Here is a 19,117-nt window from a genome sequence, read left to right on the forward strand (position 1 = left end):
AGACAAGAATGGCCTCCATCGCAATACGCGGCGTCAAGAAGAACTACGCCAAGACGCAGGTCGTGCACGGTGTCGACCTCGACTTCGCCTCGGGCGAATTCGTCGTGATCCTCGGACCGTCCGGCTGCGGCAAGTCCACGCTGCTGCGCATGATCGCCGGCCTGGAAGAGATCTCCGATGGCGAGATCGCGATCGACGGCACTGTCGTCAACAAGCTGGAGCCACGCGAGCGCGGCTGCGCCATGGTGTTCCAGAACTACGCGCTCTATCCGCATATGAGCGTCGCCCAGAACATCGGCTATTCGCTCAAGGTCGCCGGCGTGCCCTCGGCCGAGCGCACGCAGCGGATCCAGGCGGTCGCCCGCACTTTGGAGCTTGAACATCTGCTCGACCGCAAGCCGATGGCGCTTTCCGGCGGCCAGCGTCAGCGCGTCGCCATGGGCCGCGCGATGATCCGCGAACCGAAGGTGTTCCTGTTCGACGAACCGCTGTCCAATCTCGACGCCAAGCTGCGCGTGCAGATGCGTTCGGAAATCCGCAAGCTGCATCGCCGCCTGAATGCCACTTCCGTCTTCGTCACCCACGACCAGGTCGAGGCGATGACGCTCGCCGACCGGCTGGTGGTGATGAATGGCGGACGCGTCGAACAGGTCGGCACACCCGGTGAAATCTACACCCGCCCGGCCAGCCGCTTCGTCGCCACCTTTGTCGGCGCGCCGGCGATGAACATTCTGGAAGGCACGGTCGAACTCGACGGGCTGTCGCTGCTCGGCGGCCGGCGCCTGGCGATCGCTCGCGCCGGGCTGCCGGTCGGCACGAAGGTTGCGATGGGCATCCGGCCGGAGTCCGTCCGGCTGGTTGCACCGGGCACGGCCGGCGCGCTCGACGCCACCGTCGACCTGGTCGAGGAACTGGGCGCGGGGCGGGTGATCTATGTCGATCTCGACGGCGCGCCGTTTTCGGTGATGACGTCGGAGGCGGTCCACCCCGAGCCCGGCAGTGCCGTCGGCTTGAAGATCTTGCCCGAGGACATGCATTTCTTCTCGTCCGAGACGGGAAGCCGCCTCGATGTCTTCAAGGCGTCCGTGCCCGAGCCGGCGCTCTGATTTTCAGGCTTCCTTGAGCAGTGGCCGATCTGTTCAGCCGATACCGGCGAACGCATCGCCGCCTGAACTGCCTATGCGCCGGCGGTGCCGTCGTCGTTCAAGCGAACACATGTGCCTTTCCCGACACGGTGAGCCGCACGATCTCACCGACCGCCGGCGCGTCCATGCCCGATTTGCGCAGGATCAGCGGCGTGTTGCCTATCGCGGCGGCGTCCGGCGGATCGGCGTTGTTCAGGAGACGCACCGAGATCGTGCATGTCGCGCCGGCGAATTCCGAGTCCGTCACCTCGCCGAACAACATGTCCGGCGTGCCTGACATGCCTTCGCGCGACGTCCGTTTCAGCCCGATCTGCTCCGGCCGCAGCATGATGCGGGCGACATCGCGGCTGTCCGACGTGTCGACGGCGATGCGGCCCAGCGGCGAGCTGGCGAAGCCGCCCGAGATGCTCGCCGGCAGGATGATGGCATCGCCGAGGAACTCCGCGATCATCCGGTCCTTCGGCTTGAGGTAGAGATCGCGCGGCGTGCCGACCTGCGAGAATATGCCATCACGCATCACTGCCACCTGGCTGGCGAAGGACAGCGCCTCCGCCTGGTCGTGCGTCACCAGGATGGTGGTGATGCCGGCCGCCTCCAGAAGCTCGGCCACCGCCTTGCGCATCGAGGCGCGCAGGCCGGTGTCGAGTGCCGAGAACGGCTCGTCGAGCAGCATCAGCCGCGGCTTCATCGCCATGGCGCGGGCCAGCGCCACGCGCTGCTGCTGGCCGCCTGAGAGTTCGTGCGGGCGGCGCTTGAGGATCGCCTTGTCCAGCCCCACGATATAAGCGAGCTCGACGATGCGCTCGGCGCGCTTGTCCTCGCCCCGGTCCATGCCGAAACCGATATTGTCCGATATGGTCAGATGCGGGAACAGGGCGCCGTCCTGTGCCACCACGCCGATGCCGCGGCGATGTGCCGGGACAGCGCCGCCGCCATTGGCCAGCACCTTGCCGTCGAGCATGATACGGCCCTGGTCCGGCGCCTCGAAGCCCGCGATCAGCCGCAGCAAGGTCGTCTTGCCGCAGCCGGACGGGCCGACGATCGCGGTCCGGCTGCCGCTGGCGACATTGAGGTCGATGCCGGCAAGGGCCGCGACCGGGCCGTAATGCTTTTTCAGGCCACTGATTTCGAGAAAGCTCATCGTCCCGCCATCCGTTTCGACTGGACATAGAGCAGCCATGTCAGCGGCAGAGACATCGCCACCATGATGAAGGCGTAAGGTGCCGCCGAGGCGTAATCGATCTCGCCGCTGTAGGACCAGAACGCCATCGCCAGCGTGCGGGTGCCGTTTGGCGCCAGCATCTGGGTCGCGGTCAGTTCGTTCATGATGCCGAGCGCCACCAGCGCCATGCCGGCCGCGGCACCGGGCGCCGACAGGCGGATGGTCGTCGACCACAGCGCGTTGAGCGGCGGCCTGCCGAGGCTGGACGCGGCGCGCTCGAGCTCGACCGGGGCCTGGGCGATCGAGGCGCGCAGGCTGACCAGGGCACGCGGCAGGAACATGAGGGCATAGGCGACCAGGATGGTGAACAGCGTCTGATAGAGCGGCAGGGCGATACGCACGGTGATGGTAACCAGCGCCAGCGCGATGACGACACCCGGTAGCGAGCCGACGATGTAGTTGCAACCCTCCAGCAGGCGCTGCAACGGTCCCGGCGCGCGGATCGAGATCCAGGCCATCGGCATGGCGGCGACGGTGGCAAGCAAGGCCCCGGCAATCGACAGGAACAGCGTCTGGCCGAGCGCCAGGCCGATCTCATCGAGACGCCAGACCTCGGCGCCGCCGGCGATGAGCCAGCGGCCGATGGTCACGAACGGCACGCCAAGCGCCAGCAGCGTGGTGACGGCAAGCAAGGCCAGGCTCGGGATGGTGGCGCGGCCGAGGCTCGTGCGTTGCTGGTAGCGCGCCGCGCCGGAGCCGACGCGGGCGTAGCGCTCTTCTCCGCGCACCAGCACTTCGAGGCCCAGAAGCACGAAGCAGCAGGTCACCAGGACGCCGGCCAGCATGTTGGCGGCCGGTCCGTTGAAGGTCGACTGGAACTGGTCGACGATCGCCGTGGTGAAGGTATCGAAGCGGATGAAGACGTAGAGGCCATATTCGGCCAGCAGATGCAGTCCGACCAGCAGCGAGCCGCCGCAGATGGCGAGCCTGAGTTGCGGCACCACGACACGCCAGAACACGCGCCAGGGCCCAAGGCCAAGGGCTGAGGCCGCGTCCTCCAAGGCAGGGTCGAGGCGGCGCAGCGCCGCCGATACGGGCAGATACAGGAAGGGGAAATAGGCGATCACGGACACCAGCACGCCGGCCCACAGGCCGTGCAGACCGGGCACCATGGTGATCCAGGCATAGGAGTGCACGAAAGCCGGAATGGCGAGCGGCGCCACGCACAGCCAGGCCCAAAGCCTGGCGCCAGGCAGGTCGCTGCGCTCGGTCAGCCAGGCCAGCGCGACGGACAGCACGATGGCGATCGGCACGGCCAGCAGGACCAGCAGGGTGGTGTTGACCAACAGTTCGCCGACGCGCGGCCGGAAGACCAGCGCCGAAACGGTTTCCCAGCCCGTCTGCACCGCGGTCCAGATGATGAAGGCGAGCGGCAGAAGGGAGAGCAGCGAGACGAAAACAGCGGCGGTGACAAGCCAGGGTGCCACCCGCCTTCGCGCCTTTCGGCGCATCGTCGGCGGCAAGCCAGCGCGCGCGAGATCGACCGCGGGCTGCATCAGCTCAGACACCCCACGGTTGCGGCGCGGTGGCGGCAATAAAGGGGCTATGATCGCGGTCAGGAACGCAGCGTGTCGTCATCGACGAATGCCATCTCGAAAACAAAACGCTCCCGCGGAAGGCGAATTCCCGCGGGAGCTCGGTCGGTTTGTCCTTATTAGGACGAACAGCAACTAAAGCAAGCCGGCTGCCGTCATCAGGTCGGTGACCTTCTTGGAGTTCAGCGTCGCGGCGTCGACCTTCGGCGCCTGCAGATCGGCCAGCGGCACCAGCTTAGGATTGGATTCGGCGCCCTTGCCGACCGCGTATTCGAAGGAGGTTCCGTTCTTCAGCACTTCCTGGCCGCCCTTGGCCGTCACCCACTTCAGGAAAGCCTGGGCTTCCTTCGGATGCTTGCTCGAGGCGAGCACGCCGCCACCGGAGACCGAGACGAAAGCGCCCGGATCCTGGTTCTTGAAATAGTGCAGCGCGACGTTCTTGCTGTTCTCGCCGGTCTTGGCCTGATCGCCAAAGTAGTAATAGTGGTAGATCACGCCGCCGTCGATCTCGCCGGCGTTGACCGCCTTCATCACGGTGCTGTTACCCTTGTAGGCAGTGAAGTTCTCCTTCATCGCCTTCAGCCAGTCCGCCGTGGCGGCCTCACCCTTGAGCTGCAGCAGCGCACTGACGATGGCCTGGAAATCGGCGCCCGAGGGCGAGGCCGCCCAGCGGCCCTTCCAGCTCGGGTCGGCAAGATCGAGCAGCGACTTGGGCAACTGGTCGGCCTTGAGCTTGGTGGTGTTGTAGGCAAAGACGGTGCTGCGCGCGGCCACGCCCACCCATTTGCCGCTGCTCGCCTGATAGTCCTGCGGCACCTGGCCCAGCGTGTCGGCGTCGACCGGCGCGAACAGGCCGGCGCTCTCCACCAGCGCCATGGCTGGCGAGTTTTCGGTGAGGAACACGTCGGCGGGCGAGGCGGCACCCTCGGCGACGATCTGGTTGGAGAAGTCGCTGTCGCCGCCATTGCGCAACGTGACCTTGATGCCGGTTTCCTTGGTGAAACCTTCGGCCCATTCCTTGGCCAGGCTTTCATGCTGGGCGTTGTAGACGATGATGCCTGTATCCTCGGCCATCGCCGGACCGGCAGTCAGGCTGATTGCAAATGCGGCGACACCGGCAAGGGCAAGAAGGGGGGATTTCATAAGCTACTCCTCGGGTTGTCCGCGCTGCGGATGCGACCGAGTATCAATTCATGAATGCACTAGTCAAGATTGAATTCCGTTCATCACCGTTTTGCGCTTCGCGGCATCGATGACGACATCTCACCCGATATGTGGCCCGGGTGGCCGTGGCTCCGGGATACAGCCGTCGATCATGGGATGAATCGTCCAGCGCTGGTCCAGTCCCTGCTGTGTCCGCCTGGTCTCGGGATCGAACGCGTCATTCAGCATGGCGCACCAGGTTCTGCGCAAATTCTCACAGCGTGTCTTGAACGCCGCGCTGCCGAGTCCGTCGCGCATATCCTGAGCGGTGAGGTCCGTGGCCTCGCCCGGAGGCTTGGGCGGGACCGCGCCCGTGTCGGGAAAGTCCGGATTCCATTGAAGATAGTGCGTTGCGTCGACACCGGCCGCGGCATCGAACTTGACCACCGCCATCAGCGGATGGAATTCATGCCACCCCTTGTGGTAGCCGTCATAGACATGCTCGCCAAGGACGGCGACATGATCGCCCATCCTGATGGGCCCGAGCGCCTTGTCGCCGACATTGGCGTCCTCGACATTGCCGGGGTTCCAGTTGAACAGCCCATCCAGGACCGGTTTGACTGCACCGAAGTAGGATGCCGCTCCGCCGATGGCGCCACCAATGGCCCCTCCGAGCAATCCTCCGAGGAACGAGCCGATGGCGCATCCCAGCGCACCCAGGAAGAACGATCCTATGGCGCAACCGACAGCCGCGCCGACACTTGCGCCGGCGGCGGCCGCGGCCGCGGTCACGACCAGGGCAGCCGTCAGCAGGATAACGATGGCCGGCGCCCATTGGCGCATCTTGATCCAGAAGTCGCCCTCGGCCTCGCAGTGCAGGCCCCAGCGTGCATGGTCGTCGGCGGGCGCATAGCCCAGATCCGTCTTCAGGTCATCGCGTGGGAACAGCAATTCGTGGCCCTGGAAGCCGTCATTGAGAATATCGTTTGCTGGATGGGCAGTGACCTTGGCGGCAAATTCCGGCACGACATTGCCATTGGCATCATAGCGATTGGCGGCGGCAAGAGCCGCCTGGTTGGTTTCGGCGTTGAGGATCTCGGCCGTCGGATGCGGCATGAGGATGACGTCGAAATACTGGTCATTGTCGAAGGCGCCGAGATCGCTGCGGAACGGATTGTAGGACACGATGCCGACGGCGCATTTCGGATTGTCCTTGTCGAGGCAGACCAGGCGATGGTTGAGCCATTCCCCGGCGGCCTTGTCGATCGTTGCCGTGGCCGAAGAGAGGAACGCGATGGCTGCGGCAAGGGCCGCGCCGACCGGCCCGAGCAGCAAGCCGAAGGCGGCCGCCAGCCCGGTGATGACGATGATCTGCAGCGCCTGGCCGGCGAGGAAGGCCAGCCGGTCGTCCTCATTGTAGGGCTTGCCGCCGGCGGGATAGAGAAAGCAGCTCGTATAGTGCTTGTAGGCCATCGGAGCGCCTCAGCCTTTCGTCGCCGTCAGCGTGACGCCGCCGGTCATGGTGCGCGACCCGCTCTCGCCGATCGTGAAGACGTGGACGTTGAAGGTCTTCGTGCCGCGGAAGGCGGCGTCCTTCGGTTCGATCTCGACAGCAACCTCGGCCTCCTGGCGCGGCTGCAGAGAAAGCGCGTCCGGAACGATCCTGACCGACCAGTCGTCCGTGATTGGAAACCGGCCATAGGCCTGTTCTTCCAAGGCTCTCGCCCAGCGCGCCTTGCTCTCGGCCAGGCGTGGCAACGGCGTGTCGCCCCGGTCTTGGCCGTGTGGCGCTTCCGGGACACATGGCCGCAGTTTCGGCAGGCCGTAGCAGTCCGCCTCGATCTGGAAGCGGCGGGCGACCGAAGCTTCGTTGCGGACGGTGAAGGCGAACTTTGCCGGAGACTGGATCTGGGCGATGTTGACGTTCTTCTGGCCAAGATTGTTGTTGGGGTTGGCGTCATCGCCCCAGGAGAGCTGTGCCTGGAGGCAATAATGGCCGCCAATGGCCGGCGTGGTCCAACTGAACTCCGCATAGGCAGGGCAGTCGATCGTGCCCTTGGCGCCGAGATTGACGGCAGTGCTGGCTATCGGATGAGAAACCGTTTGTGCGCCGAAGGAGAGATAGGACAGCGCCACCCCCACTCCGACCGCCGGGGCGTCATAGGACCCGTTCCAGACACGAACGCGGACGCGATATCGATGGGCGGGCTGAAGTGGCCCGGTGACCAGTGCGGCGCCGTCGAAAATGTCGATATCGGGATTGTCCCAGGTAACGGCGAGCCCCTGCGCCATAAGGTAGTATTGGGCGTAGAGAAGCGGATCGGCGCGTTTGTAAATATCGGGCGGCAGCTGGATACAGCAATCGTTCTGTGCCGGCTTCGGCAGCGGCTGACCCTTGACCAGGCGGCAAAGCAGCACGCGTATCGTAGCAAACAGCACCTTAAGTCCGGCCGCGAGACGCTTCCAGAAATCGGCGGCGAACAACAAAAGGACTGCAATTCGAACGTGGTTGACCAGAGATCCTGCCATATCGTGCTTCCCACGCTGAGAGGACGCAAAGGCGATGCTCTTCTGGCGGAGGTATCTCCGCCAGCTGTCTAAAATGCTACTTTTTCGGGGATCTCTGTCTTCTATAGAAGTAGATCGCGGCGATAAGGACTATGACCGCAATGACAATGCTGCCTTCGAAAGTTCCCGAGCCATTGTCGGGAGAAAATCCAAAAATGCGTTCTATGAAATCCATCTTGGCCTCCCTCCGATCTTTTCACGCTATAGTAGGGCTTACGTTGCGTCAACGAAGGGTTTGACCGCGCTGTTTCTCACCCAAGGCGACCGGGAGCCTGGGAATGCCGCATGGAATTTCGCGGGTTGCCGAGCAAACTTTCGTGACTTGCCCGTAGTTTGGCTTGGACATTATTTCGCCGGCCACGTAACAAATCTGCGCCGAGGCGCGAAAATCGGGGAGTGAACTCTTGTGAGCGGCAAGGACGAGGCCGAGCTTTCCCGGCTGTTGCGGGCCGCGATCGCGGGAGATGAAAAGGCCTATGCCGACTTTCTCCACCGGATTGCCGCGCTGGTCCGCGGTTTTGTGAGGCGCAAGATCGTGCAGGGCGGGGTCGATCCCGAGGATGTCGTGCAGGAAACCTTGCTGGCCATTCATGTGAAACGGCATACCTGGCGACAGGACGCACCGGTCCTGCCCTGGGTCTATGCGATCGCCCGCTTCAAGCTGATCGACGCGTTCCGGCGGCGCGGTCGGCGCATCGAGATCGATGTCGACGATATCGCCGAGACCTTCGCCGAGCCGGAAACCGAAACCGTCAGTGAGCGCGATATCAACCGGGCCCTGGATGGGTTGCCCCCGGCACAGCGTTCCGTGGTCTCGGCCGTATCGGTGGAGGGCCGCTCGATCGGCGAGACGGCTACGAAATTCGGCATCAGCGAGACAGCGGTGCGTGTGTCGCTGCATCGCGGGCTTGCCGCCATAGCCAAGCGATTTGGGCAAGGGCGATTTGGGCGGGAATGACATGAGGACCGAGGATCTCATCAAGGCGCTCGACGCCGACGCAAGCAGCAAGGCGATGCCATTGCGCTCGGCCTGGTGGCTGGCTGCCGGTGCGGCCATTGTCATCGCGGCCGTCGTTTTCCTGCTGACGATCGGCCCGCGCCCCGACTTCATGGTGGCCGCACATACGATGCGCTTCCTGTCGAAATTCGTTTTCACCATCGTGCTGGCCGTCAGCGCTTTCGCCCTGATCCGCGCTTTGTCGACGCCGGGTGCCTCGACAGGTCGGGCGATGGCAGGGATGTTGGCCGCGCCGCTGCTGGTGGTCGTGGCGGTGGTTCTGGAGCTCTTCATGGTGCCGGAGGCGTTGTGGGGCACGCGCATGGTCGGTTCCAACATGATGATCTGCATGAGCTTCATTCCGCTGATCGGCATTGGCCCGCTGGCGATCTTCCTGTGGATGCTGCGCTACGGCGCGCCGACGCGGCCGGTGCTTGCCGGCGCTGTCGCGGGGCTGCTTGCCGGCGGACTGGCGGCGACCTTCTACGCAGCGCACTGTTTCGACGATTCGCCGCTTTTCGTCGCCACCTGGTACACGATCGCGATCGCTGTGCTGGCCTTGCTTGGCGCGCTTGGCGGGCGGTTCTTCGTGCGCTGGTAGCAGGATACCTGCGACCTCCCTCGCGCATACCGATCCTTAATCATGCCGGCAATTGTTTGCCGGTTGTCCATGTCGCCAGTGCCCCGGGGCAACCTTTCCTTAAAATCGATCCTTCAGGGTTTTAACGGAAAAAAGCGATTGCCCACGGGGGTGGTACGGATCGTGACTTTGCGAGGAATGATCGGGCCGGGACCCTACAAGTATCCAGCGCTGGCGCTGCTTGTGGCCGGTTTTGGCGTGGTGTCGGTCTCGCTTGTGCTGTCCAGGCTGGACCTTGGCGCGGAAGCGCTCAGACTTTGTCTTCAAGTATCGGTAGCTGTGACAGTCTGCGCGCTTTTCTTCGCCTACCTTTTCATCGGTCGCATCTCTGAAGATCGACGACAGATGGCGGAGGGAGAGCAGCGCTTTCGCCGGGCCATGCAGGATTCGGTGATCGGCATCGCCATTGTCGGGCTTGACGGGCGCATTCTCGAAACCAATCCGGCCTTCGCCACCATGCTTGGCTACAGCCGCGACGAGATCGAGGCGCTGACCTTCTTCCAGATCACGCATCCCGACGATCTGCAGATCGGACGCGAAACGATGGACCGTCTGAAAGCAGGGACTTCCCATGCGTTTCACTTCGAGAAGCGCTATCTGCGCAAGGACGGCACGCCGGTCTGGGCGCATCTTGCCGGCTCCGTCATTCGTGACGAGAAAAGCGGTCGCCCGCTCTATCTCGTCTCGCAGATCGAGGACATCGATGCGCGCAAGCAGGCCGAGGCGCGCATCGCCGAGGCTGAGACGCGCTGGAATTTCGCGCTCGCCGGCGCCGGTCAGGGCGTGTGGGACCTCGACATGCGCAAGGGCGGCGCAACCTATTCCTCGACCTGGGTCAAGATGCTGGGGTTCGATGAGGGTGAGCTTGATGGCGATCCCGACCGCTGGCTGACCATGATCCATCCCGACGACCGCGAGACCGTCGCCGAAGCGGATCGTGCCCACCTTGACGGCAAGACGCCATTCTTCGAAGCCGAGTTCAGGATGCGCCACAAGGACGGCCGCTGGATCTGGATACTCGACCGCGGCAAGGCCATCGAGCGCGACGAGGAAGGGCGTCTGATCAGGGCCATCGGCAGCTTGACCGACATCACCCGGCGCAAGGAGATCGAGGAGCGCCTGACCGTGTCGGCGGCAATGCTGGCCGATGAGAAAGAGCGGCTGCGGGTGACGCTGCAGTCGATCGGCGATGCCGTCATCTGCACCGATGCGGCGAACCGCGTCACCTTCATGAACCCGGTTGCCGAGAAGCTGACCGGCGTTTCCGGCGAGGCGGCTCTCGGCAAGACGCTCGGCCATGTCTATTGGGCGGTCGACGAGGAGACGGGGCACAGGATCGGCGTGACGCGGCCGGCGATCGGCGGGGAGGCTCCCTCCGACCAGAACAGCCGCGCCGTGTTGGTCCGCCGCGACAACACACGCTGCAGCATCCGCCAGGTCGTGTCGCCAATCATGAACGAGCGCAACGAATTCTGCGGGCTGGTCATCGTCTTCCAGGACTTCACCGATGCGCGCGCGCTGCAGCGTCAGCTTGCCCACGCCGCGGCGCATGACGCATTGACCGGCCTTGCCAATCGCTCGAGCTTCATCCGGACGATGGAGGAACTGGTCGAGCAGTCACGCAAGGACGGCACGACGGCTGGGGGCGGCCATCAGTTCATGTTCATCGACCTCGACCATTTCAAGCTGGTCAACGACACGGGCGGTCACGCCGCCGGAGACGCCTTGCTGAAGCGGGTCGCCGAGGCCGTGCGCGGCGTGCTTGGTCCCGAGGACATCGTCGCGCGCCTGGGCGGCGACGAATTCGCCGTCATCCTGAAATCGGGTTCGACCGCCGGTGCCAGGATCGCGGCGCGCTCCATCATCGATGCGATAGCCGGCCTGAACTTCACCTGGGATGGCCGGTCTCACGCGATCGGCGCCAGTATCGGGCTGGCGGCGATCAATCCCGATTGCGGCGAAGCCGATGAGATCATCGCAAGGGCCGACGCCGCCTGCTATGCGGCCAAGGCCGCCGGCCGCGGATGCGTCTGCGTGGCGCCGGATGGCAGTATCACCGACCACGGGTCAGAAGAGCCCAAGCCTCTCGCCGCGGCGTCGTGAGCGGTGGCGGCGGAAACGTTAGAACGCTTCACCGTTTCAAGGAAACGGCGAACCACTCCAACTCCTTGTTTTGACACAATTCCCTAGGGAAAGCGCTACGCGCCTTTCCCGGGAAAACCGCTCACACTTTTCCTGGAATTGCTCTAGCGCGTCGGAACGGGATGCTCGCCGCGATAGTCGTAGAAGCCACGCCCGGTCTTGCGGCCGAGCCAGCCCGCCTCGACATATTTGACCAGCAGCGGGCAGGGGCGGTACTTCGAATCCGACAGGCCGTCATGCAGCACCTGCATGATCGACAGGCAGGTGTCGAGGCCGATGAAATCGGCCAGCTGCAGCGGTCCCATCGGATGGTTGGCGCCGAGCCGCATTGCGGTGTCGATGGCGTCGACCGAGCCGACACCCTCATAGAGCGTGTAGATCGCCTCGTTGATCATCGGCAGCAGGATGCGGTTGACGATGAAGGCCGGGAAGTCCTCCGAGACCGTGATCGTCTTGTCGAGCTGCTTCACATAGGTCTTCGCCGCCTCGAAGGTCTGGTCCTCGGTGGCGATGCCGCGCACCAGCTCGACCAGCTTCATCAGCGGCACCGGGTTCATGAAATGTATGCCGATGAAACGCTCCGGCCGGTCGGTCTGCGCGGCAAGCCGGGTGATCGAGATCGACGAGGTGTTGGTCGCCAGTATGGCTTCGGGATTGAGCTGCGGACAGAGCTGCGCGTAGATCTTGCGCTTGACGGTCTCGTCCTCGGTTGCCGCCTCGATCACCAGATCGGCGCCGGCGAGATCCGCCATCGCCGGTGCCGAGGCAATGCGCGCCATTGCCTGGTTGCGCAGCTTCTCGTCGAGCTTGCCGGAGCCCACCTGGCGGGCCATGTTGCCGCTGATGGTGGCGATGCCCTTCTCGATGCGGTCGGGCGATATATCGTAGATCAGCACCTTGTAGCCCGAAAGCGCGGAGACATGGGCGATACCCCCACCCATCTGGCCCGCGCCGATGATGCCGATCGTCTCGATCTTGCTCATTACACCGATCCCGTCAAAAGGCCTTTGCAGCCTGCTTTTTGTGCGGTGCAAACTAAAAGGGCGGGGCGACTTCGTCTACCCCACCCCAAGCATTTAATACGCTTTGCCAGAGAGCGTCAAAGCGCCTTCTGCAACTCCGGCAGAATGACGAAGAGGTCGCCGACGAGGCCGTAGTCGGCAACCTGGAAGATCGGGGCCTCCTCGTCCTTGTTGATGGCGACGATGACCTTGGAATCCTTCATGCCGGCGAGGTGCTGGATGGCGCCGGAGATGCCGACCGCGATGTAGAGATCGGGAGCGACGACCTTGCCGGTCTGGCCGACCTGCCAGTCGTTCGGCGCATAGCCGGCATCGACGGCGGCGCGGGACGCGCCGACCGCGGCCCCGAGCTTGTCGGCGACCGGCAGGATGACCTCCTGGAACTTCTCCGACGAGCCGAGAGCACGGCCGCCCGAAATGATGATCTTGGCAGAGGTCAGTTCCGGACGATCGGTCTCCGACAGCTTGTTCTCGACGAAGGAGGACAGGCCTGGATTGGCGGCCGCCTTGACGGTCTCGACAGCGGCGGAGCCGCCCTCGGGCGCCGCCTGGAAGGAGGCGGTGCGCACGGTGATGACCTGCTTGGCGTCGGTCGACTGCACCGTCTGGATGGCGTTGCCGGCGTAGATCGGACGCTTGAAGGTGTCGGGCGAGACCACTTCGATGATCTCGGACACCTGCGCGACGTCGAGCAGCGCCGCGACGCGCGGCGCGACGTTCTTGCCCGACGAGGTCGCCGGCGCGATGATGGTGTCGTAGCCGTCAGCCAGCGACACGACGAGGGCCGCCGTCGGTTCGGCGAGGCGCTCGGCGAGTTCGTCGGCTTCGGCGAGCAGCACCTTGCTCACGCCCTTCAATTTGGCGGCAGCGTCGGCAGCGCCCTTGGCGCCCTTGCCGGCCACCAGCACATGCACGTCCGAACCGATCTGCAGGGCCGCCGACAGCGCCTTGGCGGTCTGGTCGGAAAGGGTGGCGTTGTCGTGTTCCGCGATGAGGAGAATTGCCATTTTATCTGTTCCTTCCGATCTCAGAGCACGCCGGCTTCGTTCTTCAGCTTGTCGACCAGTTCGGCGACGCTCTTGACCTTGACGCCTGCCTTGCGGCCGCCCGGCTCCTCGGTTTTGATGACCTTGAGGCGCGGCTTGACGTCGGCGCCGTAGTCGGCCGGCGATTTCTCGTCGAGCTGCTTCTTCTTGGCCTTCATGATGTTGGGCAGCGAGGCGTAGCGCGGCTGGTTGAGGCGAAGGTCGGCGGTGACGATCGCCGGCATCTTCAGTTCCACCGTCTGCAGGCCGCCATCGACTTCGCGCGTCACCTTGGCCTTGTCGCCGTCGAGCACGAGCTTGGAGGCGAAGGTGCCTTGCGCCCAGCCGAGCAGTGCCGCCAGCATCTGGCCGGTCTGGTTGGAATCGTCGTCGATCGCCTGCTTGCCGAGGATGACGAGGCCGGGCTGTTCGGCCTCGACGACGCCCTTCAGCACCTTGGCGACGCCGAGCGGCTCGGTCTGCTCGTCGGTCTTGACCAGGATGGCGCGGTCGGCGCCCATGGCGAGCGCGGTGCGGAGCGTTTCCTGCGCCTGCTGCGGGCCGATCGAGACGACGATGATCTCCTCGGCCTTGCCGGCTTCCTTCAGCCGGATCGCCTCTTCCACCGCGATCTCGTCGAACGGGTTCATCGCCATCTTGACGTTGGCGAGTTCAACCGCCGAACCATCAGCCTTCACGCGAACCTTGACGTTCGCATCCACAACCCGCTTCACGGGCACAAGGATCTTCATTTGCCTGTCACCTCTTCACGCTAGTTGGGCGCGCTATAACAGCCTGCGCCCTTTCTGAGTTGTCGAAAGCCGACATTCCTGACTGAATTCCGGCCAGACGGAATTCCGGCCGGATGGAAATTCTGGTCTTTGCCCGTCTTTGACTGCTCCTTAACAGCCTTGGGCTCGGACGGAGACGTTTCCGTAGTTGGGGCAACCCTTGACGTCAATACGCTGAAAGCGGCTCAAATCGGTTCAGTTCGGGCCAGAAGGGTTTCCCCGGCCCCAGCGTGCCGTGGTGGCGGGCGGTTCGGGCGCCGCTGGCTGAGCCGCGACCGGCGGCTGGTCGGGAGTGGGAGCCACGGTGTCCTCGTCCGCGCCGGCAAAAAGCGGCACGCCGCGGCTGCGCAGGACAAGCACCAGCACCGCGCCTGCAATGATGCCGCCGATGTGGCAGGCCCAGGAAATCTGATCCTCGCCACCAGCGGCGAACATGAAGACCTGGAACAGCACCCACAGGATCAGCGGGATGAAGGCCGGAATGCGCAGCGGTATGCGGGCAAAGGCAAGCACCCAGACCTTCACCCGGGGATAGAGGATCAGGTAGGCGACGACCACGCCGGCGATGGCGCCGGAGGCGCCGATCAGCGGCACCTGCGAGTCCCAGGCGACGAAGCTCTGGAAGGCGGCGCCGGCGACGGCGCACAGGAGATAGAAGATGAGGTAGCGGATGTGGCCGAGGGCATCCTCGACATTGTCGCCGAACACCCACAGGAACAGCATGTTGCCGCCAAGGTGGAAGATGTCGGCATGCAGGAAGGAATAGGTGAGGTAGCTCAGGCTTTCGGGGATGATCACAAAGCGAGGGTCGAGTTCGGCCGTGTCATGGACGACCGAGGGGATGAAGCCGAGGCCAAGCACGGCGGCGTTGGTGAAGTTCTCCCCGCCGAGCGCGGTGGCGCAATAGACCAGCGCGTTGACCACGATCAGGCCGATCGTCACATATTGCAGGCGGATGTGGCGCAGCCTGTTGGTGTCGTAAAGCGGGATGAACATGCGTGTCTGGCCCCTCCCGCTTTCGGTCCGTTCAGCGGTTCTTGCCGGGAACCCATAGCACGTCGGCATTTCCATTGTCATTGACCGCCCGGGCGGCGACAAACAGGAAGTCCGAGACGCGGTTGATGTATTTCAGCCCGTCGCGGTTGACATGCTCGACCGGATCCTGAGCCAGCGCCACCATCAGCCGTTCGGCCCGCCGTGCCACGGTGCGGGCAAGATGCAGGGCAGCGGCGGCCGGCGTGCCGCCGTTGAGCACGAAGGATTTGAGCGGCTGCAGATCCTTGTTGAGGAGGTCGATGTCCTTCTCGACCCTGTCGGTCTGCACGGGCGTGATCCGCAAAGGCTCATAGCCCAGCGGCTTGCCGTCGTCGGGTACGGCAAGGTCGGCACCGAGGTCGAACAGATCGTTCTGGATGCGCGAAAGCATGGCATCGATCGCCGGGTGGTTCGCTGCCGTGTGGACACGGGCAATGCCGATGCAGGCATTGGCCTCGTCGACCGTGCCGTAGGCATCCACCCGCAGGTCGGATTTCAGCCGCCGCTCGCCAGTACCGAGTCCTGTCGTGCCGTCATCGCCGGTGCGGGTGTAGATCTTGTTGAGCTTGACCACATCGCCTCCCGAACGGTCCTCATTTGCGGGTGAAATACACCGCCAGCAGGATCAGCACCAGCGCCACGGCCTGCAGCATCACGCGTGCCTGCATCAGCTTGTTCGAGGTAACGCCGGAACCGCCGCGCATCATGTTGATGAGGCCCCGGATCAGCACGATCACCACGGCGGCCATGACCAGAATGGCGAGGATATTGAAGACGGTTGCCATTGTTGCGTTTCCAGTTGTTTTCGCGTTCAGGCGCGCTTGGCCATCAGGCGGTAGAGCATCGATGCCGGCAGGATGCGCTTGAATGCAGCGCCAATCCTGGCCGGCACTGTTACCACATAGTGCGGGCGCGGGCGCCGCGACAGAAGTGCATGGCGCAGAACCTTGTGGACCACTTCCGGCCCAGGCTTCAGCGCCGATTGGCTGCCGCCGGCCCGCAGCCGTTCCAGCTGCGCGGCATAGTCCGCACTGTGCACGGAATTCTCGATGTCGATGTTTTTCAGGAACCAGGGCAGGCCGTTGCTGGCGATCTTCGATTTCACCGGCCCCGGTTCGATGAGCGAAACATGGATTCCGCTGCCTTCCAGTTCCTGGCGCTGGCAGAGCATCAGCGCCTCGAGCGCATGTTTCGACGCCGAATAGGCGCCGCGAAAGCGCACCGGCACGAGGCCGAGTATCGACGAGCAATGGACAATGCGGCCGTGACCCTGGCGGCGCATCACCGGGACCAGACGGCGGGTCAGATCGTGCCAGCCGAAGAAATTGACCTCGAACTGCTCCTTGAGCGCGGCCACCGACAGGTCCTCGACCGCACCGGCCTGCGCGTAGGCGCCATTGTTGAACAAGGCGTCGAGCCGGCCGCCGGTGCGTTCGAGAACTGAAGTCACCAGGACGGCGATAGAATCCGGTTCGCCGTAGTCGAGGTAAAAAGCCTCGATGCCGTCCGCTTCGAGGGCGGCGATGTCTTGCTGCTTGCGCGCCGTCGCGAACACCCGCCAGCCCTCGGCCTTCAACGCTCGGGCGCAATAGGCGCCTATCCCTGAAGACGCGCCGGTGACGATGACGGTGCGCAACTCCGCCGCTGGAGAATTCGTGGTTTGACGAAGGGTTGCCATTTGCCGCATTCACTTCCCATATTCGCGGCGTCTAGACAATCGAAGGGGAGCGCGCGTTTTTGCTGCGGAATATTGTCGCCCTGCGCCGCGTGCTCTACGACGCTCTCGGCCATTTCAACACCGATGACGGCTGGGCCATGGCCAGCCATCTGGCGATCACTTCGCTGATGGCGCTGTTTCCGTTCCTGATTTTCGCCACGACGCTGGGCAGCTTCCTTGGCGCCGAGGCCTTTGCCGACACGGCCGTGCACCTGGTCTTCGACACCTGGCCCGATCAGATCGCCAAGCCGATCGCGCATGAGGTGCTGAACGTGCTGACCGTCCGGCGCAGCGACCTGTTGACCTATGGCGTGCTGCTCGCCGCCTACTTTGCCTCGAACGGCATCGAGGCGCTGCGCACGTCGCTCAACCGGGCCTATCGCGTCACGGAGACGCGCGGCATCATCTACCGTCGTGTGCAGAGCATCTTCTTCGTGCTGATCGCCACCGCAGGGTTCCTGGCGATCAGCGTGCTGCTGGTGTTCGCGCCGCTGCTGGCGCGGCTGGCGGAAGCCCATTTCCAGTGGATCAAACCCTATACCGGCACGATCACGCTGTGGCGTTACGTCATTGCCTCAGCCGTCATCATCGGCGGGCTGTTTGCCGTGCATTACTGGCTGCCGGCCGGCAAGCGCCGCTTCGTGTCGCTGGTGCCGGGCATCGTCTTCACACTGGCGGCGTGGCTTATCGGCTCGACCATGTTCGCCACTTATCTCGACCATTTCTCGTCCTATGTGACGACCTATGCCGGGCTGGCCTCGATCATGATCGCGGTGGTCTTCCTCTACATCGTCTCGGCGATCTTCATCCTTGGCGGCGAGCTCAATGCCGCGATCAGCCGCTATCTGGAGGCGCGGGCCCGGGTGGGATGAGTCGGTAGCGGTAGGGGAACTGAAGAGCAGGGGAACTGAGGAACTGAAGAACTGGGGAATTGAAGAATTGAAGAATTGAAGAAGCAGTACACAGGCTGCTTTCCTCAGTTCCTCAGTTCCTCAGTTCCTCAGTTCCTCAGTTCCTCAGTTCCTCAGTTCCTCAGTTCCTCAGTTCCTCAGTTCCTCAGTTCCTCAGTTCCTCAGTTCCTCAGTTCCTCAGTTCCTCAGTTCCTCAGTTCCTCAGTTCCTCAATCCTTCCCTTACCTGCGATTCTTCCCCTGGTCTGCCGCGCCGTTGCCAGACCAACGCCGAAAGTCGTTATGGCCATGCCGGCGATCTGCAGCGCGTTGAGCTGTTCGTCGAACAACGCCCAGGCGATGACCGCCGTTACCGCCGGGACGAGGTAGAACAGCGAGGCGACCTTTGACATCTCGCCGTCGCGGATCATCACCATCAACAGGAAGATGGCGCCGAGCGACAGCACCAGTACGAGCCAGGCCATGGCGAAGATCAGTTCGCCGTTGATGACGACGGTGTGTGTCTCGAAGGCAAGCGCGGCAAGGATCATCAGCGAGCCGCCGCCGACATATTGCCACATGGTGGCCGCCACGAGGTCGCCGCCGGAAGCGAAACGCTTCTGCCAGATGGTGCCGGCGCTCATGCCGAGCACCGAGACCAGCGAGGCGGTCAGGGTCGCGGCGGTCACGCCGCCACCCAGCGCCCCGAGTTTTGGCCACAGCACGATGACGATGCCGATCAGGCCGATGCCAAGGCCAAGCCAGTGGCGCGGCAGGATTGCCTCGCCGAGGAACTTGCCGGCAAGCACCGCCGTGATCAGCGGTTGCAGGCCGACGATCAGGGCCGAAAACCCGGCCGGCATGCCCCGGTGGATGGCCCAGAAGACGGCGCCGAGATAGACGCCATGCATGAGCACGCCTGCGCCGGTGGCGTGCAGCGCCTCCTTGCGGGTGGCTCGCTTCGAGCCCAGCACCGGCATCAGGACAGCCAGCAGGATGGCGGCGATGACGAAACGCGCGGCGAGGAAGGTGAACGGCTCCGCCCATGGCATGGCGTAGCGCGCGCCGATGAAGCCGGTCGCCCACAGGACGACGAAGGTGGCGGGGATGAACCGCTTGATGCTGTGCATTTCCGGAGACCGCCGCGTTGGGGAGAGTTGACCGTGGCGATGCTCTAGTCCCGTTCAACCCGGCGCGCAAAACGAAACGATTGATCCATGCATCACGGGAATTCAACGGAGCGGTG

General features: G+C 64.0%; 18 protein-coding genes. 5 read left to right on the forward strand and 13 right to left on the reverse strand.

All coding sequences use genetic code 11. The annotated features are described in order from the left end of the window. Positions 1–8 precede the first annotated feature (8 nt). On the forward strand, positions 9–1,106 hold the full coding sequence (locus AC07UC_RS09245) for a sn-glycerol-3-phosphate import ATP-binding protein UgpC (protein ID WP_494905290.1): 1,098 nt from the start codon (positions 9–11) through the stop codon (positions 1,104–1,106). Positions 1,107–1,203: 97 nt separating this feature from the next. On the opposite strand, the gene AC07UC_RS09250 is transcribed toward AC07UC_RS09245, so the two are convergent. From AC07UC_RS09250 to AC07UC_RS09270, 5 genes are all read right to left on the reverse strand, one after another. Beyond that, entirely contained in the window at positions 1,204–2,286 is a 1,083-nt protein-coding gene (locus tag AC07UC_RS09250; protein WP_494905292.1) for an ABC transporter ATP-binding protein, read from the reverse strand. Then, positions 2,283–3,863, reverse strand: coding sequence for an ABC transporter permease (locus AC07UC_RS09255; RefSeq protein WP_202325810.1), 1,581 nt, complete (start codon positions 3,861–3,863; stop codon positions 2,283–2,285). The genes AC07UC_RS09250 and AC07UC_RS09255 overlap by 4 nt, the downstream gene beginning before the upstream one ends. Before the next feature lie 174 nt (positions 3,864–4,037). Next, positions 4,038–5,045 (reverse strand): iron ABC transporter substrate-binding protein, encoded by a 1,008-nt coding sequence (locus tag AC07UC_RS09260; RefSeq protein ID WP_494905294.1) that lies wholly within the window; start codon positions 5,043–5,045, stop codon positions 4,038–4,040. A 120-nt stretch (positions 5,046–5,165) separates the two neighbouring features. Then, positions 5,166–6,518 (reverse strand): hypothetical protein, encoded by a 1,353-nt coding sequence (locus tag AC07UC_RS09265; protein ID WP_494905296.1) that lies wholly within the window; start codon positions 6,516–6,518, stop codon positions 5,166–5,168. A 9-nt stretch (positions 6,519–6,527) separates the two neighbouring features. Next, positions 6,528–7,574, reverse strand: a complete 1,047-nt coding sequence (locus AC07UC_RS09270; RefSeq protein WP_494905298.1) for a hypothetical protein — start codon at positions 7,572–7,574, stop codon at positions 6,528–6,530. A gap of 445 nt (positions 7,575–8,019) precedes the next feature. Here AC07UC_RS09270 and AC07UC_RS09275 point away from each other — a divergent pair, with 445 nt between their 5' ends. From AC07UC_RS09275 to AC07UC_RS09285, 3 genes are all read left to right on the forward strand, one after another. Beyond that, positions 8,020–8,571, forward strand: a complete 552-nt coding sequence (locus tag AC07UC_RS09275) for a sigma-70 family RNA polymerase sigma factor (RefSeq protein WP_140772311.1) — start codon at positions 8,020–8,022, stop codon at positions 8,569–8,571. A gap of 1 nt (position 8,572) precedes the next feature. After that, a complete protein-coding gene (locus AC07UC_RS09280) occupies positions 8,573–9,211 on the forward strand; it encodes an NrsF family protein (protein ID WP_140772309.1) in 639 nt (212 codons plus the stop codon). 162 nt (positions 9,212–9,373) lie between these two features. Next, positions 9,374–11,353 (forward strand): PAS domain S-box protein, encoded by a 1,980-nt coding sequence (locus AC07UC_RS09285; protein WP_494905301.1) that lies wholly within the window; start codon positions 9,374–9,376, stop codon positions 11,351–11,353. Positions 11,354–11,496: 143 nt separating this feature from the next. Here the strand turns inward: AC07UC_RS09285 and AC07UC_RS09290 are convergent, their stop codons facing one another. From AC07UC_RS09290 to AC07UC_RS09320, 7 genes are all read right to left on the reverse strand, one after another. Further along, positions 11,497–12,375 (reverse strand): 3-hydroxybutyryl-CoA dehydrogenase, encoded by an 879-nt coding sequence (locus AC07UC_RS09290; protein WP_013892834.1) that lies wholly within the window; start codon positions 12,373–12,375, stop codon positions 11,497–11,499. A 116-nt stretch (positions 12,376–12,491) separates the two neighbouring features. Continuing rightward, complete coding sequence (locus tag AC07UC_RS09295; RefSeq protein WP_494905303.1) at positions 12,492–13,421, reverse strand: electron transfer flavoprotein subunit alpha/FixB family protein; 930 nt, start codon at positions 13,419–13,421, stop codon at positions 12,492–12,494. Between the two features lie 20 nt (positions 13,422–13,441). After that, complete coding sequence (locus tag AC07UC_RS09300; RefSeq protein ID WP_056576157.1) at positions 13,442–14,191, reverse strand: electron transfer flavoprotein subunit beta/FixA family protein; 750 nt, start codon at positions 14,189–14,191, stop codon at positions 13,442–13,444. Between the two features lie 234 nt (positions 14,192–14,425). After that, a complete protein-coding gene (locus AC07UC_RS09305) occupies positions 14,426–15,226 on the reverse strand; it encodes a rhomboid family intramembrane serine protease (protein WP_140772304.1) in 801 nt (266 codons plus the stop codon). A gap of 31 nt (positions 15,227–15,257) precedes the next feature. Further along, positions 15,258–15,839, reverse strand: a complete 582-nt coding sequence (locus AC07UC_RS09310; protein ID WP_494905306.1) for a cob(I)yrinic acid a,c-diamide adenosyltransferase — start codon at positions 15,837–15,839, stop codon at positions 15,258–15,260. A 19-nt stretch (positions 15,840–15,858) separates the two neighbouring features. After that, on the reverse strand, positions 15,859–16,050 hold the full coding sequence (locus AC07UC_RS09315; RefSeq protein ID WP_027031242.1) for a twin transmembrane helix small protein: 192 nt from the start codon (positions 16,048–16,050) through the stop codon (positions 15,859–15,861). 26 nt (positions 16,051–16,076) lie between these two features. After that, complete coding sequence (locus AC07UC_RS09320; protein ID WP_494905309.1) at positions 16,077–16,943, reverse strand: SDR family oxidoreductase; 867 nt, start codon at positions 16,941–16,943, stop codon at positions 16,077–16,079. A gap of 59 nt (positions 16,944–17,002) precedes the next feature. On the opposite strand from AC07UC_RS09320, the gene AC07UC_RS09325 reads away from it, so the two are divergent. Further along, positions 17,003–17,854 (forward strand): YihY/virulence factor BrkB family protein, encoded by an 852-nt coding sequence (locus tag AC07UC_RS09325; RefSeq protein ID WP_140772298.1) that lies wholly within the window; start codon positions 17,003–17,005, stop codon positions 17,852–17,854. Positions 17,855–18,086: 232 nt separating this feature from the next. On the opposite strand, the gene AC07UC_RS09330 is transcribed toward AC07UC_RS09325, so the two are convergent. After that, a complete protein-coding gene (locus AC07UC_RS09330) occupies positions 18,087–19,001 on the reverse strand; it encodes a DMT family transporter (protein ID WP_494905311.1) in 915 nt (304 codons plus the stop codon). Positions 19,002–19,117 lie beyond the last annotated feature (116 nt).

Source organism: Mesorhizobium sp. GW821-FHT04C10, assembly GCF_059420305.1.

Bases quoted from the DNA above. Each gene is read 5' to 3' on its own strand.
- AC07UC_RS09245 (WP_494905290.1), top strand. From the start codon at position 9: ATGGCCTCCATCGCAATACGCGGCGTCAAGAAGAACTACGCCAAGACG.
- AC07UC_RS09250 (WP_494905292.1), bottom strand. From the start codon at position 2,286: ATGAGCTTTCTCGAAATCAGTGGCCTGAAAAAGCATTACGGCCCGGTC.
- AC07UC_RS09255 (WP_202325810.1), bottom strand. From the start codon at position 3,863: ATGCAGCCCGCGGTCGATCTCGCGCGCGCTGGCTTGCCGCCGACGATG.
- AC07UC_RS09260 (WP_494905294.1), bottom strand. From the start codon at position 5,045: ATGAAATCCCCCCTTCTTGCCCTTGCCGGTGTCGCCGCATTTGCAATC.
- AC07UC_RS09265 (WP_494905296.1), bottom strand. From the start codon at position 6,518: ATGGCCTACAAGCACTATACGAGCTGCTTTCTCTATCCCGCCGGCGGC.
- AC07UC_RS09270 (WP_494905298.1), bottom strand. From the start codon at position 7,574: ATGGCAGGATCTCTGGTCAACCACGTTCGAATTGCAGTCCTTTTGTTG.
- AC07UC_RS09280 (WP_140772309.1), top strand. From the start codon at position 8,573: ATGAGGACCGAGGATCTCATCAAGGCGCTCGACGCCGACGCAAGCAGC.
- AC07UC_RS09290 (WP_013892834.1), bottom strand. From the start codon at position 12,375: ATGAGCAAGATCGAGACGATCGGCATCATCGGCGCGGGCCAGATGGGT.
- AC07UC_RS09295 (WP_494905303.1), bottom strand. From the start codon at position 13,421: ATGGCAATTCTCCTCATCGCGGAACACGACAACGCCACCCTTTCCGAC.
- AC07UC_RS09300 (WP_056576157.1), bottom strand. From the start codon at position 14,191: ATGAAGATCCTTGTGCCCGTGAAGCGGGTTGTGGATGCGAACGTCAAG.
- AC07UC_RS09305 (WP_140772304.1), bottom strand. From the start codon at position 15,226: ATGTTCATCCCGCTTTACGACACCAACAGGCTGCGCCACATCCGCCTG.
- AC07UC_RS09315 (WP_027031242.1), bottom strand. From the start codon at position 16,050: ATGGCAACCGTCTTCAATATCCTCGCCATTCTGGTCATGGCCGCCGTG.
- AC07UC_RS09320 (WP_494905309.1), bottom strand. From the start codon at position 16,943: ATGGCAACCCTTCGTCAAACCACGAATTCTCCAGCGGCGGAGTTGCGC.
- AC07UC_RS09330 (WP_494905311.1), bottom strand. From the start codon at position 19,001: ATGCACAGCATCAAGCGGTTCATCCCCGCCACCTTCGTCGTCCTGTGG.